13 protein-coding genes are annotated in these 18825 nt (G+C 74.1%); 9 read left to right on the top strand and 4 right to left on the bottom strand.

Annotated features, from left to right (window positions below; translation table 11 throughout):
- Window positions 1–121: 121 nt before the first annotated feature.
- The 4 genes from FH715_RS15570 (at window position 122) to FH715_RS15555 (ending at window position 3451) form a co-directional block, all read left to right on the top strand.
- A complete protein-coding gene (locus FH715_RS15570) occupies window positions 122–1162 on the top strand; it encodes an NAD-dependent epimerase/dehydratase family protein (RefSeq protein WP_139645619.1) in 1041 nt (346 codons plus the stop codon).
- Window positions 1163–1461: 299 nt separating this feature from the next.
- Window positions 1462–2136 (top strand): glycosyltransferase family 2 protein, encoded by a 675-nt coding sequence (locus FH715_RS15565; RefSeq protein WP_139645617.1) that lies wholly within the window; start codon window positions 1462–1464, stop codon window positions 2134–2136.
- Window positions 2133–2798 (top strand): TIGR04282 family arsenosugar biosynthesis glycosyltransferase, encoded by a 666-nt coding sequence (locus tag FH715_RS15560; RefSeq protein WP_246108761.1) that lies wholly within the window; start codon window positions 2133–2135, stop codon window positions 2796–2798. The genes FH715_RS15565 and FH715_RS15560 overlap by 4 nt, the downstream gene beginning before the upstream one ends.
- A complete protein-coding gene (locus FH715_RS15555) occupies window positions 2795–3451 on the top strand; it encodes a class I SAM-dependent methyltransferase (protein ID WP_139645615.1) in 657 nt (218 codons plus the stop codon). Before FH715_RS15560 ends, FH715_RS15555 begins: the two co-directional genes overlap by 4 nt.
- Before the next feature lie 66 nt (window positions 3452–3517).
- Here FH715_RS15555 and FH715_RS15550 read toward each other — a convergent pair whose 3' ends face one another.
- Window positions 3518–5011 (bottom strand): hypothetical protein, encoded by a 1494-nt coding sequence (locus FH715_RS15550; RefSeq protein WP_425472719.1) that lies wholly within the window; start codon window positions 5009–5011, stop codon window positions 3518–3520.
- 78 nt (window positions 5012–5089) lie between these two features.
- On the opposite strand from FH715_RS15550, the gene FH715_RS15545 reads away from it, so the two are divergent.
- The 4 genes from FH715_RS15545 to FH715_RS15530 all read left to right on the top strand — a co-directional run bounded on the left by FH715_RS15545 (window position 5090) and on the right by FH715_RS15530 (window position 13398).
- Window positions 5090–5830 (top strand): DsbA family protein, encoded by a 741-nt coding sequence (locus FH715_RS15545; protein WP_170184736.1) that lies wholly within the window; start codon window positions 5090–5092, stop codon window positions 5828–5830.
- A gap of 90 nt (window positions 5831–5920) precedes the next feature.
- Window positions 5921–7033, top strand: a complete 1113-nt coding sequence (gene lgt, locus FH715_RS15540; protein WP_139645613.1) for a prolipoprotein diacylglyceryl transferase — start codon at window positions 5921–5923, stop codon at window positions 7031–7033.
- A gap of 355 nt (window positions 7034–7388) precedes the next feature.
- On the top strand, window positions 7389–11945 hold the full coding sequence (gltB, locus tag FH715_RS15535) for a glutamate synthase large subunit (protein ID WP_139645611.1): 4557 nt from the start codon (window positions 7389–7391) through the stop codon (window positions 11943–11945).
- Window positions 11938–13398, top strand: a complete 1461-nt coding sequence (locus FH715_RS15530; RefSeq protein WP_139645609.1) for a glutamate synthase subunit beta — start codon at window positions 11938–11940, stop codon at window positions 13396–13398. Before gltB ends, FH715_RS15530 begins: the two co-directional genes overlap by 8 nt.
- A gap of 142 nt (window positions 13399–13540) precedes the next feature.
- Here the strand turns inward: FH715_RS15530 and FH715_RS15525 are convergent, their stop codons facing one another.
- The gene (locus tag FH715_RS15525; protein WP_139645608.1) at window positions 13541–14161 is read right to left on the bottom strand and encodes a hypothetical protein; all 621 of its coding nucleotides are present in this window, start codon (window positions 14159–14161) and stop codon (window positions 13541–13543) included.
- Between the two features lie 470 nt (window positions 14162–14631).
- On the opposite strand from FH715_RS15525, the gene FH715_RS15520 reads away from it, so the two are divergent.
- Window positions 14632–16242 carry a protein kinase domain-containing protein gene (locus FH715_RS15520; RefSeq protein WP_139645606.1) on the top strand — a complete coding sequence of 537 codons (1611 nt, stop codon included), beginning with the start codon at window positions 14632–14634 and terminating at the stop codon, window positions 16240–16242.
- A 45-nt stretch (window positions 16243–16287) separates the two neighbouring features.
- Here FH715_RS15520 and FH715_RS15515 read toward each other — a convergent pair whose 3' ends face one another.
- Both FH715_RS15515 and FH715_RS15510 read right to left on the bottom strand, forming a co-directional pair.
- Window positions 16288–16665, bottom strand: a complete 378-nt coding sequence (locus tag FH715_RS15515) for a VOC family protein (protein ID WP_139645604.1) — start codon at window positions 16663–16665, stop codon at window positions 16288–16290.
- A gap of 56 nt (window positions 16666–16721) precedes the next feature.
- Window positions 16722–18800 carry a serine/threonine-protein kinase gene (locus tag FH715_RS15510; RefSeq protein ID WP_139645602.1) on the bottom strand — a complete coding sequence of 693 codons (2079 nt, stop codon included), beginning with the start codon at window positions 18798–18800 and terminating at the stop codon, window positions 16722–16724.
- Window positions 18801–18825 lie beyond the last annotated feature (25 nt).

Raw genomic sequence — 18825 nt, 5'->3', positions numbered from 1 at the left:
CCGCGCGCCGGTGCCGTCGAGTCGCCCGTGGCGCCGGGGAGTTCGCCCGGCCGGCGGTCGACTCGCGCGCGGTGCGCGGAGATCCGCCGGTATCGCCCGACAAGGGCCTAGCGTGACCGTTATGCGTGTACTGGTCACCGGAGGAGCCGGTTTCATCGGCTCGCACATCGTGGAAGAGTTGCTGGCCGCCGGCCACGAGCCGACGGTGCTCGACATCCGGCCGCCCGTGCCGGGCGAGCCCTTCGAGCAAGTCCCCTGGGTCCGCGCGGACATCCGCGACCCGCAGGCGCTGGCCCGCGCGCTGCCGGGGATGGAGGCGGTCTGCCACCAGGCCGCCATGGTCGGTCTCGGCAAGGACTTCTCGGACGCGCCCGAGTATGTCGCCGTCAACGACCTGGGCACAGCGGGGCTGCTGGCGGCGATGGTCGACGCCGGGGTGCGCGACCTGCTGCTGGCCGGCTCGATGGTGGTCTACGGCGAGGGCCGTTACGACTGCCTGCGGCACGGCCAGGTCAGGCCGGGGCCGCGCCGGGTAGCCGACCTGGACGTGGGGCGCTTCGAGCCGCCGTGTCCCGAGTGCGGCGCGCCGCTGGTGCCGGGGCTGGTCGAGGAGGACGAGCCGGTCGACCCGCGCAGCGTCTACGCCGCCACCAAGCTGGCCCAGGAGAACCTGGCGTCGGCGTGGGCGCGGGACGTCGGCGGGCGGGCGACCGTGCTGCGCTACCACAACGTCTACGGCGACCGGATGCCGCGCGACACGCCCTACGCGGGGGTCGCGGCGTTCTTCCGTTCCGCGCTTGAGGCGGGCGAGCCGCCGCGGGTCTTCGAAGACGGCGCGCAGCGGCGGGACTTCGTCCATGTCACGGACGTCGCCAGGGCCAACGCGGTGGCGCTGGCCGCCCTCGCCGACCGGCGCGCCGGCAGCGTGCGCGCCTACAACACCGGCAGCGGGCAGCCGCACACCGTCGGCGAGCTGGCCGCCGCGCTGTCGGCGGCGCGCGGCGGCCCGGCGCCCCAGGTCACCGGCGACTTCCGGCTGGGGGACGTGCGCCACATCACCGCCTCCTCGGCCCGGCTCCACAAGGAGCTGAACTGGTCGCCCCGGGTCGAGTTCGAGGAGGGCGTGACCCGCTTCGCGAACGCCCCGCTGCGCGCCGTCTGAGCCCTCAGCTCCCCGCCCACCCCCGCCGGCCGTGAACCACCCGGCGGGGGTGGGATTTTCATGTCGGTCACCGGTCCGGGCGTCGTTCCGGGGGAGAAAAACCACCGCTTCGAGTGGCGCGGCCGGCGCGTTGGCCCACGCGTCCCCCACCCGCCCCGGGCGGCGGGCCACACTCCCCGGCACGCGTGCGCCCGCCGCGCGCCGAGGGATGCCCGGAGGGCGCCGACCGCGACGCGGGGAATCGAACGCCGGGTTTTATCAGCGGTGTTGTCCAGGTATACGGCGTATGTCTTCGTAGGGTGTGCCGGGTGACCAACCATTCATCCCCGCAGGGCGACCTGGTGCTGCCCTGCCTGAACGAGGCCGAGGCCCTGCCGTGGGTCCTCGACCGGGTCCCCGAGGGCTGGCGGGCCGTCGTGGTCGACAACGGCTCGACCGACGGCTCCGCGCGGATCGCCGAACGGCTGGGAGCCCACGTGGTGTTCGAGCCGCGCCGCGGCTTCGGCGCCGCCTGCCACGCCGGGCTGCTGGCCGCCACCGCCGAGCTGGTGGCGTTCTGCGACTGCGACGCCACCCTCGACCCGGGCGAACTGCCGCGGGTCGCCGCCCCGGTGGCACGCGGCGAGGCCGACCTGGTGCTGGCCCGCCGCCGCCCGACCGACCGGGGCGCCTGGCCGCTGCACGCCAGGGTCGGCAACCAGGCGCTCTCCCGGCTGGTGCGCCGCCGCACCGGGCTGCGCCTGCGCGACCTCGGGCCGATGCGGGTCGCCCGCAGGGAGCCCCTGCTGGCCCTGGACCTGACCGATAGGCGCAGCGGCTACCCGCTCCAGATGGTGGTGGGCGCCGTCGACGCCGGCTGGCGGGTGGTGGAGACCGAGGTGCCCTACCGGCCCCGCGTCGGCGCCTCCAAGGTGACCGGCACCTGGCGCGGGACCTGGCACGCCGTGCACGACATGCGGGAGGTACTGAAGTGAGCACTTCGCCGGCCGGCCCCACGCTGCTGGTCATCGCCAAGGAACCCGTCCCCGGGCGGGTCAAGACCCGGCTGACGCCGCCGTTCACCCCCGAGGAGGCGGCGGCTCTCGCCGAGGCCGCGCTCGCCGACACCCTCGCCACGCTGCTGCGGGTCCCCGCGTCCCGCCGGGTGCTGGTGCTCCAGGGCCGCACCGGGCCCTGGCTGCCGCCCGGCTACGCGGTGGTGCCGCAGTGCGGCGGCGGCCTCGACGAACGGATCGCGGCGGCGTTCGCCGGGTGTACCGGGCCCACCCTGTTGGTGGGCATGGACACACCGCAGCTGACCCCGGGGCTGCTGGCCCCGGCCACCGGCTCCGACAGCTGGCCGCCGGGGCGTGCCTGGTTCGGCCCCGCCGAGGACGGCGGTTTCTGGGCGCTCGGCTTCGCCGAGCCGCGCCCCGACCTGGTGCTCGGCGTGCCGATGTCGACGCCCGACACCGGCCGCCTCCAGCGGCGGCGGCTGCGCGAGGCCGGCCTCGACGTGCGCGCCCTGCCGCCGCTGCGCGACGTCGACACGGCCGCCGACGCGGCCGAGGTCGCCGCCGCGCGGCCGGGCGGCCGGTTCGCCGCCGCCCACGCGCGGCTGGCGCCCGGGCCGGTGGCGGGGGGCCGGAGCCGATGACGACGACGGCCGCGACCACGACCGCCTGGTCGACCGACCCCTACACGCTGGCGCTGCGCGCCGGCCGGGGCCCGCTCTTCCTGCGCCGCGCCGACGGCCACCGGCTGCGCCTGGAGGTCGAGCGCTGGTGCGCCCGCCCCGACGCCGCCGACCGCACCGTGCTCGACCGCTGCGTGGGCACCGTGCTCGACGTGGGCTGCGGCCCCGGCCGCATGGTGGCGGCGCTGACCGGGCGGGCCGCCAGGGCGCTCGGCATCGACACCGCGTGGGCGGCCGTGCGGCACACCCGCGACCACGGCGGGATCGCGCTGCACGCCTCCGTCTTCGACGCGCTCCCCGACGAGGGCGGCTGGGACAGCCTGCTGCTGATGGACGGCAACGTGGGCATCGGCGGCGACCCGCCGACGCTGCTCCGCCGCCTGGGGCAACTCGCCACGCCCGGCGGCCTGCTGCTGGTGGAGGCGGCCGGCGCCGAGGTGGACGAGCGCTTTCTGGCCTGGCTCGACAACGGCAGGGGCGGCACCAGCCCCGCGTTCCCCTGGGCCGTGGTCGGCGCCCGGGCGCTCTGCTCCCACGCGGAGGTCGCCGGCTGGGACCCGGTCGCCCACTGGACGGCCGGGTCCCGCGCGTTCCTCGCGTTGCGCCGGGGCTGACCCCGAAGACCCCGGTCCGCCCCGGCGGGCCGGGGACGACCCTCCGGCGGGCCGGGGGCCACTGGTCTACCAGGTGGTTCGGTAGAGGTGGTTGACCAGCAGCGCCATCACCACCTGCGCGGCCAGCCACCACCGCGCGCGCCTGGGCGGCAGCAGCGCCGTCAGCGGCAGCAGCCACATCACGAACGGCAGCCAGATCCGCTCCGTCTCCGCCTTGCTCATCCCCGACAGGTCGGCCACCAGCAGCGCGCCCAGCGCCGCGCCCGACAGCACCACCAGCGCCCGGTACCCGCGCACCGCCGGCCGGCCCGGCGCCAACTCCCGCAGCGCCCCGGTTAGTCGGGGGCCCCACTGCCACAGCGCCGCCGCCGTCGCCAGCCCCACCGTCAACACCTGGGCGGCGAGGTTCGCCCAGACGAAGTAACCGTAGGGGCGTTGCCCGCCGGCGCCCGCGAAGTAGCGGTCCACCAGCACCGTGTACCCCTCGTACCACCAGAAGCCGCCCGCCGTGAAGACCGCCACCCAGGCCGCCACCCCCAGCAGCACATAGGGCACCGGCCGCCATGTCCTGGTCAGCGCCAGCACCGCGACGCCGACCAGCGCCATCAGCGTCAGCCCGTAGGACAGGTAGCACAGCAGCCCGAAGAGCAGCCCGGAGCCGAGGGCCGCCCCCCGCCAGCGCCACCCGGGACCGTTCCGCACCCCGCGCCCCGCCAGCGCCAGCAGGGCCAGCGCCCACGCGGCGACCGCCGCGAAGTACGCGTCGGCCGAGACCCCCAGCCAGACCGCCGCCGGCGCCAGCACCAGGAACGGCGCCGCCCGCCGCGCGAGCCGCTCCCCGGAGAGCAGCCGCACCGTCAGCAGCACGGCGGCCGGGATGGTCGCCGCCCACACCACGCAGAACATCGACGCCCAGATCCCGCCGTGCAGCCCGACCCGGTCCAGCAGCGCGAACGTCAACGTGGCGCCCGGCGGGTGCCCCGCCACGTGCGCGGGCCAGTTGTCCACCGCGTCGATCGGGATGCGCGCGACGAACCCGTCGAGGAAGTGCCCCCACCCCGGCATCGCGTTGACCTCGCCGACCGAACGCAGATACTCGTGCTTGGTCTCCAGGTTGTTGACCACTCCCCGGTACCAGCCGTCGATCCAGGCCAGCGTCAGCAGCCAGCCCATCGACCCCGCCCAGCTGGCCGCCAGCAGCCAGCGCCACGGCAGCCGCCGCGCCAGCGCCGGCCCGTAGAGCACCCCGAGCCCGGCCAGCAGCAGCGCCGGCACGGTGCCGGGGCCCACGTGCGGCGCCCAGCTGGCCAGCAGCGGCGGCGACTGGAGGCGCAGCCGGTCGCCGTCGTTGAGCGCCGTGCCGATCACCGCCGAGGCGGCGAAGAGCACGGCGGCGACCGCCGCCGCCACGCACTCCCCGCGCCACCCGGCGTCCGGCGGCTCGGGCACCGGTGGCTCCACCGCCTCCACCCGCGTACCGAGGGGTTCTCTGGGCGGCTGCCGCACGCCCGCTGGCTCAATGCTCGGAGATCTCACACCGGGACAAACGAGACGAACCATCCCGCGTCACCGGAGGGCCCAGCCGGATGCGCCCGTTCCGGGGCGTGTCCTGGCCGCCCCGGTGTCGTTTGGCCAGGGGTGAGCGCACGGAATCGAGAGGCACAGCGCAGCGCCAGGGAGCGACTGCGGGAGGAACGCGAACGGCAGCGCGCCGGAGAGCGGCGGCTGCGGCTGGTGAAGATCGGCGGCATCGCCGCGCTGGTCCTGGCCATCGCCGCCGGGGCCGGCTTCCTGGCGGCCGGCAGCGGCAGCGACGACGACAACGCGGGCCCCGCCGCCGAGCCCATCTCCGTGGGCGAGCGCGAGGCGCCGGCGGTGCTGACGGTCTACGAGGACTTCCGCTGTCCCGCCTGCGCGCAGTTCGAGAACGCCTTCCGCTCGACGATCGACGAGCTGACCGGGTCCGGCCAGCTGCGCGTCGACTACCACCTGGTCACCATCATCGACGGCAACATGCGGGGCAACGGCTCCCGCTACGCGGCCAACGCCGCTGCCTGCGCCCGTGACCAGGGGGCCTTCCCCGAGTACCACGACCTGCTCTTTCAGAACCAGCCGGCCGAGACGGACGACGCGTTCGCCGACAAGTCCCGGCTGATCGACCTGGCCAGGGACATCGACGCGCTGGACAACGAGACGTTCCGCTCCTGCGTCCAGGACGGCACCCACGACGACTGGGCCAGCCGCTCCAACGCGGACTTCCTGGACGGCGACTTCAACGCGACCCCGACGGTGCTGCTCGACGGCGAGCGAATGGGCCAGGGCGGCGACCCGCTGACGCCGGAGTTCCTCCGCGACAGCGTGACGGGGACGGCCGGCTGACCCTCGGCGGGTCCTCGCGGGTGCGTTCAGGCGTACGGGGCGGGCTAGTTCAGCCCCCGCGCGCGGCCCGGTGGTAGCGTCGGCTGCACCATGGAGATCCTTGCCTCAATCCCCAGTCCGGGCACCAGCGAGATCGAGCTGGGGCCGCTGCCGCTGCGTGGCTACGCGGTATGCATCATCATCGGCGTCTTCCTCGCCATCTGGCTGGGCGGCCGGCGGTGGACGCAGCGGGGCGGGCAGCCGGGCACCGTCGCCGACATCGCCGTCTGGGCGGTGCCGTTCGGCCTGATCGGGGCGCGGATCTACCACGTGGTCACCGATTACCAGCTGTACTTCGACGAGGGCCGCGACCCGGTCGACGCCTTCAAGATCTGGGACGGCGGCATCGGCATCTGGGGCGCGATCGCCGGTGGGGCGCTGGGCGCGTGGATCGCCTGCCGCCGCCGGGGGATCGCGCTGCCGCCGATGGCGGACGCGATCGCGCCGGGGATCGCGTTCGCCCAGGCCATCGGCCGCTGGGGCAACTGGTTCAACCAGGAGCTGTACGGGCGCGAGACCGACCTCCCCTGGGCCGTGGAGATCGACAACGGTCTGGACACCGGCACCTTCCACCCCACCTTCCTGTACGAGTCGCTGTGGTGCGTGGGCGTCGGCGTGCTGGTCATCTGGGCCGACCGCCGCTTCCGGCTCGGCCACGGGCGTTCGTTCGCGCTCTATGTCGCGGCGTACACGGTGGGCCGGTTCTGGATCGAGTACCTGCGGATCGACGAGGCCCACGAGTTCCTCGGGCTGCGGCTCAACAACTGGACCTCCATCGCCGTCTTCCTGGGCGCCGTCGCCTACATGGTGATCTCCGCCCGCCGCCACCCCGGCCGCGAGGAGAACGTGGAGCCCGCGCCGGACGACCCGACGGCCCCGGAGGCCGAGGAGTCCGCCGAGCCGAGGGGCGCGGGCGAGCCGCGCGGCGCCGAGGCCGAGGGCGAGGGCGACGAGTCGGGGAGCGCCGGCTCCGGGGGTGTCGGCCGGGGCAAGGGGCTCGGCAAGAGCGCGGACGCGGAGGCGGCCGACGGCGCCGCCCCCGCCGCGACCGGCTCCCGGACCGCCGACGAGAAGGCCGGCGACGAGAAGGCCGAGGACGAGGGGAAGGCCGAGGGCGGGAAGGCCGACGAGGAGAAGAGCGTCAAGGCCGCCACCGAGAAGTAGCCCCCGGACCTCGACCCCCGCCGACGCCGCCCGGTACCCTCCGGGCGGCGTTGACCTGTTCGGGGCATTCGGGGCCTTCGGCAGGTCCGCTTGTTTCCCGTGGGTTTCACTTCGTTGACGGCGGGCATGTGCCAGTACGCCCTCAGGACATCGGCGTCCTTCGGCACCCAGCGACCACGAGGCCCGAAACGGCCCATAACGTCGCTACCACACACGCAGAAGTCCGTATCGTGGACTGTGCTATCCGCTTCCCGGGAATCGGGTCATCGTGTAATCTGCACGAAAAATTAACGAACGCCAGGGCCAACGTCGTCCCTCGTAAGTCACAGCGACCAAGACGACGACGGGAGAGCCGATGCGTTCTGCGTCCCACCCGGTCAAGCAGGGGATGTACGACCCGCGCCAGGAGCACGACGCGTGTGGCGTCGGCTTCGTCGCCACCCTCACCGGCGAGCCCAGCCATCAGCTGGTCGACCAGGCACTCGCCGTCCTGCGCAATCTCGAACACCGTGGGGCCACCGGCTCGGACCCGGACACCGGCGACGGCGCCGGCATCCTCCTCCAGATCCCGGACGCCTTCCTCCGGGAGAACGTCTCCTTCGCGCTGCCGGTCGCCGGCGGCTACGCCGTGGGCATGGCGTTCCTCCCCACCGACGAGGCCGAGCTGGCCACCGCCGTCGCCCGGGTCGAGGAGATCACCGCCGAGGAGGGGCTGACCGTCGTCGGCTGGCGCGAGGTGCCGACCGCCCCGCAGCTGCTGGGCGCGGCGGCCCGCGCGACGATGCCGACGTTCCGGCAGCTCTTCGTCGCCGACGGGCGGGACGGCCGCACCGGCATCGAGCTGGACCGGATCGCCTTCGCGCTGCGCAAGCGCGCCGAGCGCGAGGCCGGGGTCTACTTCCCCTCGCTCTCCAGCCGGACGCTGGTCTACAAGGGGATGCTGACCACCGGGCAGCTGGAGCCGTTCTACCCGGACCTCTCCGACCGCCGCCTGACCAGTGCCGTCGCACTGGTCCACTCGCGGTTCTCCACCAACACCTTCCCGTCCTGGCCGCTCGCCCACCCGTACCGCTTCGTGGCGCACAACGGCGAGATCAACACCGTCCAGGGCAACCGCAACTGGATGCGCGCCCGGGAGTCGCAGCTGGCCACCGGCCTCTTCGGCGACCCGGAGCGGCTGTCGCGGGTCTTCCCGGTCTGCACGCCCGAGGCGTCGGACTCCGCGACGTTCGACGAGGTGCTGGAGCTGCTGCACCTCGGCGGGCGCTCGCTGCCGCACGCGGTGCTGATGATGGTCCCCGAGGCGTGGGAGAACCACCCGTCGATGGACCCCGCCAGGCGGGCGTTCTACCAGTACCACTCCACGCTGATGGAGCCCTGGGACGGCCCGGCCTGCGTGACCTTCACCGACGGCGTCCAGGTCGGCGCCGTGCTGGACCGCAACGGGCTGCGCCCCGGCCGCTACTGGGTCACCGACGAGGGCTTCGTCGTGCTCTCCTCCGAGGTCGGCGTCCTGGACATCGACCCCGCCAGGGTGGTGCGCAAGGGCCGCCTCCAGCCGGGCCGGATGTTCCTGGTGGACACCGCCGAGCACCGGATCATCGAGGACGACGAGATCAAGGAGCGGCTGGCCTCCGAGCACCCCTACGGGGAGTGGCTTGAGGACGGCCTGATCGACCTGGCCGACCTGCCGCAGCGCGAGCACGTGGTGCACACCCACGCCTCGGTCGCCCGCCGGCAGCAGACCTTCGGCTACACCGAGGAGGAGCTGCGGGTCCTGCTCACCCCGATGGCGAGGACCGGCGCCGAGCCCATCGGCTCGATGGGCACCGACACCCCGATCGCCGCGCTCTCCGACCGGCCACGGTTGATCTTCGACTACTTCACCCAGCTGTTCGCGCAGGTCACCAACCCTCCGCTGGACGCCATCCGGGAGGAGCTGGTCACCTCGCTGCTCTCCTCGCTCGGCCCCCAGGGCAACCTGCTGGAGCCGACCGCCGCCTCCTGCCACAGCGTGACGCTGCCGTTCCCGGTGATCGACAACGACGAGCTGGCCAAGCTCATCCACATCAACGCCGACGAGGAGCTGCCCGACTTCGCCTCCACCACGCTCTCCGGGCTCTACCGGGTCTCCGGCGGCGGCGCGGCGCTGGCCAGGCGGCTGGACGAGATCTGTGCCGAGGCCGACGCGGCGATCGCCGAGGGCGCGCGGATCGTCGTGCTCTCCGACCGGCACTCGGACGCCGAGCACGCGCCGATCCCCTCGCTGCTGCTCACCTCGACCGTGCACCACCACCTGATCCGCACCAAGCAGCGCACCCAGGTGGGGCTGCTGGTGGAGGCGGGCGACGTGCGCGAGGTGCACCATGTGGCGCTGCTGATCGGCTACGGCGCCGCCGCCGTCAACCCGTACCTGGCGATGGAGTCCGTCGAGGACCTGGTCAGCCGGGGCACCTATCTGCCGGGGTTGGACGCCGAGACCGCGATCGGGAACCTGATCAAGGCGCTCGGCAAGGGCGTGCTGAAGGTGATGTCCAAGATGGGCATCTCCACGGTCGCCTCCTACCGGGGTGCGCAGGTCTTCGAGGCGATCGGGCTGGACGCGGCGTTCGTCGACCGCTACTTCCACGGCACCACCACCAAGATCGGCGGCGCCGACCTCGACGTGGTGGCCCGCGAGGTCGCCGCCCGGCACGCCGCCGCCTACCCGGCCTCCGGGGTGGCGCCGGCACACCGCACGCTGGAGATCGGCGGCGAGTACCAGTGGCGGCGCGAGGGCGAGCCGCACCTCTTCGACCCGGAGGCGGTCTTCCGGCTCCAGCACTCGACGCGCGAGGGCCGCTACGACGTCTTCCGCCAGTACACCTCGCGGGTGAACGAGCAGGCCGAGCGGCTGATGACGCTGCGCGGGCTGTTCCGGCTGCGGGAGGGCGAGCGGCCGGCGGTGCCGCTGGACGAGGTCGAGCCGGTGAGCGAGATCGTCAAGCGGTTCTCCACCGGCGCGATGAGCTACGGCTCCATCTCGCGGGAGGCGCACGAGACGCTGGCCATCGCGATGAACCGGCTGGGCGCCAAGTCCAACACCGGGGAGGGCGGCGAGGACCCGGAGCGGCTGGTCGACCCGGAGCGGCGCAGCGCGATCAAGCAGGTCGCCTCCGGCCGGTTCGGCGTGACCAGCGAGTACCTGGTGCACGCCGACGACATCCAGATCAAGATGGCGCAGGGCGCCAAGCCGGGCGAGGGCGGCCAGCTGCCCGGCCACAAGGTCTACCCGTGGGTGGCCAGGACCCGGCACTCGACGCCGGGCGTCGGCCTGATCTCGCCGCCGCCGCACCACGACATCTACTCGATCGAGGACCTGGCGCAGCTGATCCACGACCTGAAGAACGCCAACCCGGCGGCCCGCATCCACGTGAAGCTGGTCTCCGAGGTCGGCGTGGGCACCGTCGCCGCCGGCGTCTCCAAGGCGCACGCCGACGTGGTGCTGATCTCGGGACACGACGGTGGCACCGGCGCCTCGCCGCTGACCTCGCTGAAGCACGCGGGCGGGCCGTGGGAGCTGGGCCTCGCCGAGACGCAGCAGACCCTGCTGCTCAACGGGCTGCGCGACCGGATCGTGGTGCAGACCGACGGGCAGCTGAAGACCGGCCGCGACGTGCTGATCGCCGCGCTGCTCGGCGCCGAGGAGTACGGCTTCGCGACGGCGCCGCTGGTGGTCTCCGGCTGTGTGCTGATGCGCGTCTGCCACCTGGACACCTGCCCGGTGGGGATCGCCACGCAGAACCCGGAGCTGCGGGAGCGGTTCACCGGCAAGCCGGAGTTCGTGGTCAACTTCTTCGAGTTCATCGCCGAGGAGGTCCGCGAGCTGCTGGCCGAGCTGGGCTTCCGCAGCCTCGACGAGGCGGTCGGCCACGCCGAGCTGCTGGACGTCTCGCGGGCCGTCGACCACTGGAAGGCGCAGGGCCTGGACCTGGAGCCGCTGCTCCACGTCCCCGAGCTGCCGGACGGCGCGCACCGCCGGCGGGTCGTCGAGCAGGACCACGGCCTGGCGAAGGCGCTGGACAACGAGCTGATCAAGCTGTCCGCCGACGCGCTGTCCGCCGAGCGCCCCGAAGACGCCCAGCCGGTCAGGGCGCAGGTCGCCGTCCGCAACATCAACCGCACCGTGGGCACCATGTTGGGCAACGCGGTCACCCGCCGCTTCGGCGGGGCGGGGCTGCCGGACGGCACCGTGGACATCACCTTCACGGGCTCCGCCGGCCAGTCGTTCGGCGCGTTCCTGCCGCGCGGGGTCACCCTGCGGCTGGAGGGCGACGCCAACGACTACGTGGGCAAGGGCCTCTCCGGCGGCCGGCTCGTGGTCAGGCCGGACCGGGGGGCCGACCATCTGCCCGAGTTCTCCACCATCGCGGGGAACACCATCGGCTACGGCGCGACCGGCGGCGAGATCTTCCTGCGGGGCCGGGTGGGGGAGCGGTTCTGCGTGCGCAACTCGGGCGCCACGGTCGTCGCCGAGGGCGTCGGCGACCACGGCTGCGAGTACATGACCGGCGGCCGGGCCGTGGTGCTCGGCGACACCGGGCGGAACTTCGCGGCCGGCATGTCCGGGGGCGTGGCCTATGTGGTCGATCTCGATCCCGATCTGGTCAACCACGGAATGGTCGCGATCGAACCGTTGGTGGCCGACGATCAGGAGTGGCTGCGCGACGTGCTGCGCCGCCACGCGGAGGAGGCCGGCTCCACCGTCGCCGACCGGCTGCTCAAGGACTGGGACAGCGCGCTGGTCCGGTTCAGCAAGATCATGCCCACCACCTACAAGGCCGTGCTCGCCGCCAAGGACGCCGCCGAGCGGGCCGGACTCAGCGAGTCCGAGACCCACGAGAAGATGATGGAGGCGGCGACCCATGGCTGACCCGAAGGGCTTTCTCACCACCGGCCGCGAGGTCGCCGAGACCCGCCCGGTCGACGAGCGCGTCAGGGACTGGAACGAGGTCTACGTCCCCGGCTCGCTGCTGCCGGTCATCACCAAGCAGGCCGGCCGCTGCATGGACTGCGGCGTCCCGTTCTGCCACAGCGGCTGTCCGCTGGGCAACCTGATCCCCGAGTGGAACGACTACGCCTACCGGGGCGACTGGGCCGCCGCCAGCGAGCGGCTGCACGCGACCAACAACTTCCCCGAGTTCACCGGGCGGCTGTGCCCCGCGCCCTGCGAGTCGGCGTGTGTGCTGGGCATCAACCGCCCGGCGGTCACCATCAAGAACGTCGAGGTGACCATCGTCGACAAGGCGTGGGAGGCCGGGGACATCACCCCGCAGCCGCCCGAGCGGCTCTCCGGCAAGACCGTCGCCGTGATCGGCTCCGGCCCCGCGGGCCTCGCCGCGGCCCAGCAGCTGACCCGCGCCGGGCACACGGTCGCCGTCTACGAGCGGGCCGACCGGATCGGGGGACTGCTGCGGTACGGCATCCCCGAGTTCAAGATGGAGAAGCGGCACCTCAACCGCCGCGTCGAGCAGATGCGGGCCGAGGGCACCAAGTTCCGCACCGAGGTGGAGATCGGCCGCGACGTGGACGCCGCCAAGCTCCGCCGCCGCTACGACGCCGTGGTGATCGCCGCCGGCGCGACGGCCGCGCGCGACCTGCCCGTTCCCGGGCGCGAACTCAACGGCGTGCACCAGGCGATGGAGTACCTGCCGCTGGCCAACAAGGTGCGGGAGGGCGACCTCACCCGGGCCCCGATCTCCGCCGAGGGCAAGCACGTGGTGGTCATCGGCGGCGGCGACACCGGCGCCGACTGCGTGGGCACCGCGCACCGGCAGGGCGCCGCCTCCGTCACCCAGCTGGAGATCATGCCGCGCCCGGGCGAGGAGCGGCCCTCCCACCAGCCGTGGCCGACGTTCCCGATGCTCTACAAGGTGACCTCGGCGCACGAGGAGGGCGGCGAGCGGGTCTACTCCGTCTCGACGACCCACTTCGAGGGCGACGAGGAGGGCGACGTCCAGTGGCTCCACCTGATCGAGGTGGAGTTCGTGGACGGCAAGCTGGAGCAGAAGGCCGGCACCGAGCGGCGCATCCCCGCCCAGCTGGTGACGCTGGCGATGGGCTTCACCGGCACCGACCAGGAGAACGGCCTGGTGCGGCAGTTCGGCCTCGAACTGGACGGCCGGGGCAACATCGTGCGCGACGCCAGCTACGCGACCAGTGCCGACGGCGTCTTCGTCGCCGGGGACGCCGGGCGCGGCCAGTCGCTGATCGTCTGGGCGATCGCCGAGGGCCGCGCGGCGGCACGCGGCGTCGACCGGTATCTCACCGGCCAGTCCACGCTGCCCTACCCGGTCCGGCCGACCGACCGCGCGTTGGCGGTCTGAGCCCTACCGACCGTCCGGACGGCCCGCCGGCCGTCCGGTGAGAGCGTGCCGTACAACGGGGTACGGACACAGCCGGCGCCCGCCCCTCCCCGACCGAGGGCGGGCGCCGGCATGTGCGGGTGAACGCGGCGACGGCCGCCCGTCAGCCGGCGTCCGGCTCGGCGACGGTCACCTCTTCGCCGGTGGTCGCGTCGACGACGGTCCGGTCGCCCAGCTCGGTCTCCAGCTCGACGGGCGCCTCGTCCAGCACCATGACCTCGGCGCACATGTCGACGGACGGGTCGGCCTCGGCCCAGCCGCCCACGATCACCAGCTCGTCGGTCTCCGCCACCCAGGCGCCGAAGTCGGCGTCGCACTGGCCGTGGCCGATCTCGACGGTCAGCTCCTCGTTGGTCGACTCGGCCGGCAACATGCCGGTCACCGAGGCGAGTTGCTCGGCGGGCTCGGCCGGAGGCACGGGCTCGGGCCAGCTCTCGGCGACCTCCCGCGCTCTGGCGTCGAAGGCCGCGGCGTCCGCGTCCTCGGCGTCGCCTTCCTCGCCGCCGCCCTCGGCGTTCTCGTCGCCCTGTCCGTCCTCGCCGTCCTCCGCGCCGTCCCCGGAACCGTCCTCGGACGGGGAGCCCGCGTCGTCGCCCGCGTCGTCGGGCGCGCTCTGCGACGGGTCGTTCGGCCGGCTCTCGTCGGAGTCGTCCGAGTCGGAACCACAGCCGACCAGCAGCAGGCCGGCGACCGCGACAGTGGGCACGATCATCTTGTTTCGCACGACGTACCTCCCTTTGCGTGTGCCGTTCTGACGTGACAGGGACCGATCAGGTTCCGTTTCTCGTCCTCGGCCGCCGAAGAACGGCCGACACACGGCCCGCCGGCGCCGGTGTGGACCCGGTCCCGGCGGGCCGCCGCCGCCCTCGGCGACGCGCGGAGCGGTTCCGGTGCCGGGGCGCGCGCTGTTCCCGGGGACGGTTCCCGGCCGTCCGTCCGCAGGGGTGAGGCGCGCGGGGAGGGGCGGGAGCGGTACCGTTCGGCTTGCCCGCACGGTTGCGGCCGTCGACGGCCGTTCCGCCGTGGCCGGAAGAGACGGTGGGGCGCCGCGCCGTGCCCTCCGCGTGCGAGAGTGGTCCGGACGCGGAGGCGGCAACGGATGTGCCCGACAGCCGTGTTGGCCCATTCCGAGCGCATCGAGAGGGTAGCGAGAGCAGTGGTTTTCCTGACGTCACGGGGGACAGGGAGCAGGGCGTGAAACCGTTGGAGCCCACGGATCCGCGTGAGTTGGGCGGGTACCGGTTGTTGGCGCGCCTCGGGGCCGGGGGGATGGGCCGGGTCTATCTGGGCCGGGCACCTGACGGGCGGACCGTCGCGGTGAAGCTGATCCATCCGCACTTCGCGTTCGAGCCGGAGTTCCGGCGCCGTTTCCGCCAGGAGGCCGCCGCGGTCCAGCGGGTCTCCGGCGAGTGGACCATGCCGGTGCTCGGCGCCGACACCGAGGCCGAGGTGCCGTGGCTGGCCACGGGGTTCGTGCCGGGGCCGGCGCTGACCCGCGCGGTGGACGAACTGCACGGCGCGCTCCCCGAGTTCTCCGTGTGGCGACTGGCCGAGGGGCTGGCCAGGGCGCTGATGGCCATTCACGGCGCGGGCGTGACACACCGTGACCTCAAGCCGTCGAACGTGCTGATCACGCTGGACGGCCCGCGCGTCATCGACTTCGGCATCGCCCGCGCCGCCGACGGGGCCGTCGCCACCCGGACGGGGGTGGCGATCGGCTCGCCCGGCTACATGTCGCCCGAGCAGGTGCGCGGCGAACGCCTCACCTTCGCCAGCGACATCTTCGGCCTCGGCGCCGTGCTGGCCTACGCCGCCAACGGCGAGGGGCCGTTCGGCACCCGCGACTCCGCCGCCCACTCGCTGATGCACCGCGTCGTCGCCGAGCCACCGACGCTCGACGGGCTCACGGGCGCGCTGCGCGACCTGGTGGAACGCTGTCTGGCCAAGGAGGCCGCCGACCGTCCCGAACCCCAGGAGATCGCGGAGGAGGCCGAGCGCCACCAGGACCCGGACGGCGCGGAAGGCGTGTGGCTGCCGCCGGCCCTGACCGCGCAACTCGGCAAGGAGGCGGCCCGGTTGCTGGCCCTCAGCGGCCCGACCGACACGCTGGTCGCCGGCTCCTCGACCGGCTTCGACGCCGGGGCCGCACCGTATGTGCCGACGACGCCGGCGTCCACGGACGACCCCACGCCGCGACCGGGCGCGCCACGGGGCGACTTCGGCTCGCCGTTCACCGTCCCTGACGCGCACGCGGCGCCCACCGAGGCAGCCACGCCCGCGGCTCCCGTCGCCTCGCTGGCCCCCGCCGAGCCCGCGACGCCTCCGCCGCCGGCCGCCCGCTCGACCCCCGCCGCCCCCGCGTTCGCCACCGTGTCCGCGCACGCGGCCCCCACGGAGATCGCCACCCCGCCGCCGGGCGACGCCGCGCCCCCGAGCGCGTCGGCGCCCGTGTCTGAGCCCGAGCCCGTGTCGGCGCCCGTGCCCGAGCCCCGTCCGCTGGCCGCCGAGGCGCCGCCGTCGGAGGCCCCCACCCGGACGCCGCCTCAGCGGGAGGGGCACGGCCGACAGGGCGGGCCCGAGCTCTCGCCGAAGTCGAAGACCGTGATGGGCTGGCTGCAGATCGTCTTCGGCGTCCTCGGTCTCGGCCGCTTCTACTCCGGTCACTGGGGCATCGGACTCCTCATGTTCTTCACCGCCGGCGGCGCCTTCTTCTGGGGGTTCGTCGACGGGATCCTCATCCTGAGGAGCGACGAACGCTACGACGGCAAGGGCCGGCTCATGACGAGACGACGCGAGGAACCCTGACGGCGGGCCGGGCGGGCCGGGCGGGCACCGCTCCGTCCGGCGGCCTCAGCCCTGGCCGTAGCAGAGGCAGAACGGATGGCCCGCCGGGTCCGCGTAGACCCGGAAGCCGACGGTCTCCCCGCCGCTGTCGTGGAGAAACGTCGCGCCGATGGCCAGCACCGCGGCCTCGGCCTCCGGCATGTCGGCGAGGGTCGGCACGTCGAAGTCGAGGTGCAGCTGCTGGGGGTGCTCCGGATCGGGCCAGGCCGGAGGCCGGTAGTCCTCCGCCCGTTGGAAGGCGAGGCGCCGGCCGTCGGGGCCGGTCAGCGTCACCCACTCCGGCCGGGAGGTGTCCGGCTCACTGCCGAGAATCCTCCCGTAGAAGCGGGCGAGGGCGGCCGGGTCGGGACAGTCGAAGACGACGCACTGGAGGGTGGCGATCATGCGGGCAGGGTAGTGGGCGCCACTGACACTCGGCCTCGGCTGCGTGTCCCCGGCCGTCAGTCCGCGAAGACGAAGGGGTCCACGGCGATCTCCTCGACGGCCAGCTCCGCCGCGTCCCAGTCGGCGAGGATCTCGGCGTAGGTCCCGTCCTCGACCAGCGTCGAGAGCGCCTCGACGAGGGCGTCGCGGATCTCCGGCTGCCCGCTGCTGACCGCGATGGCGCGGTCGAACAGCTCGAACGGCTCGCCCACCGCCAGCCCGGCGGCCCCGATCTCCTCGTCCAGCGCCATGGCGGCGCCCTGGAGCATGAGCGCCGCGTCCGCCTGGCCGGAGGCGACCGCGTCCAGCGCCTCCTCCACGTAGTACTGGTCGGAGGTCTCGGGCGGTGACGCGCAGCCGGCCTCCTCCGACCATCCGCCCAGCCGCTCCTCCAGGAAGAAGGTGTGCCAGGAGGCGAAGGTCGCGCCGCACAGCTCGCCCAGCGTGTCGGGGCCGCCCTCGGGGACGACCAGCACCCAGCCCTCCCGCAGATGGCCGACGAGGTCCAGGTTGACGGCGGGCGCGACGTCCCGGTCGACCATGAACGCGCCCCAGCCGATGTCCTCGATGTTCATGCCGCCGCTCAGCTCGGTCGACATCTGCTGCAGGATGTCGCCGTTCATCGTGCGGTACTCGAACTCCACGCCGAGCAGCTCGCCCGCCGCCGCCGCCAGGTCCGGCTCGATCCCCGTGTACGCGTCGTCGTCCGTCGGCGAGAAGAACGGCGGGTACTCGCCGCCGGTGCGGACCGTGATCACCCCCGACTCCTGGACGCTCGCCGGCAGCAGGTGGTGCAGCGGCGCCTCCGAATCGCCGGCGCCGCCGTCCCCGTCGCCGCCGGAGCCGTTGGCCGAGCCGTCGTCCGAGCCGTCGTCCGGGTCCCGCGCCGGATCGGAGACGACGGGGTCCTCACTGGGAGAGCCGCCCGCGTCGGCGCCGTCGTCGGAGGTGCGGTTGAGCGTCCAGCCCAGCGCGGCGGCCAGCACGGCGGCGGCAGCCGCCGTCGCCACGATCAGCGGCGTCCGCCGGCGGCCTCCGCCGGGGGCGGACGGCGAGTCGCCGAACGCCGTCACGGTGGGCGCGTCGGGCGGCGGAGTGGGACGGTTCTCCCGGTCGACCGCCGGCGGGGCCGCGGGCGGGGGCGGCGTCGCGGGCGCCGGGTCGACCGTGGTGGCCGACGGGCCGTCCAGCGCGAGCAGCCCCGCGGCCTCGCGGCCCAACAGGGAGGTCAGCGTGGCCGGCAGCCACAGCCCGCTCTCCGCGTCCACCGCCGCCCGCCCCCGTTCGGCCGTCGCCTCGACGACCTCCGCCACCGAGGGCCGCTGCTCCGGGTCCTTGACCAGGCAGCGGGCGACCAGCTCCCGCAGGGCACCACTCAACGGGCCGTCCTCGGGGCCGAGTTCCGGCTCCTCGTGGACCACCCGGTAGAGCACGGTGTGCACCGGCGCCCCGCCGCCGGAGAACGGCGCCTCCCCCGTGGCGGCGAAGCCCAGCACGACGCCGAGCGCGAACACGTCGGCCGCGCCCGACAGCGCCTCGTCGCGGATCTGCTCGGGCGGCATGTAGCCGGGCGAGCCGACCAGCGAGCCCGTCCGCGTCACCATGCTGGCGTCGGCCGCCCGGGCGATCCCGAAGTCGATGACCCGGGGGCCGTCCAGCGTGACCAGCACGTTCGACGGCTTCAGGTCGCGGTGCACCAGACCGGCCGCGTGGATGTCGGTGAGCGCCCTGGCCAGACCGTGGGCCAGCGACCAGACCGTCTCCTCGGGCAGCGGCCCGAAACGGTCGACCACCTGGTGGAGCGAGGGCCCCGGCAGATACCCGGTCGCGACCCAGGGCACCTTCGAGTCCGTGTCGCTCTCCAGCACCGGGGCCGTCCACTCGGCGCTCACCCGCCGGGCGGCGTCGACCTCGCGGCGGAAGCGGCGCCGGAACTCGGGGTCGGCGGCCAGCGACGCGTGGATCAGCTTCACGGCCGTCAACCGGCCACCCGGCCCACGCCCCAGGAAGACCTCGCCCATCCCGCCGGCGCCGAGCCGCCCCAGCAGCCGGTAGGGCCCGACGGAGCGCGGATCGGCGGGGTCCAGTGGTCTCATCGCTCCGCCTCGGGTTCGTCCGGTG

The organism is Streptomyces sedi (assembly GCF_006335015.1).
GTDB classification, from domain to species: Bacteria; Actinomycetota; Actinomycetes; order Streptomycetales; family Streptomycetaceae; genus Streptomyces; species Streptomyces sedi.
This window is presented reverse-complemented; position numbering and strand designations above follow the sequence as displayed.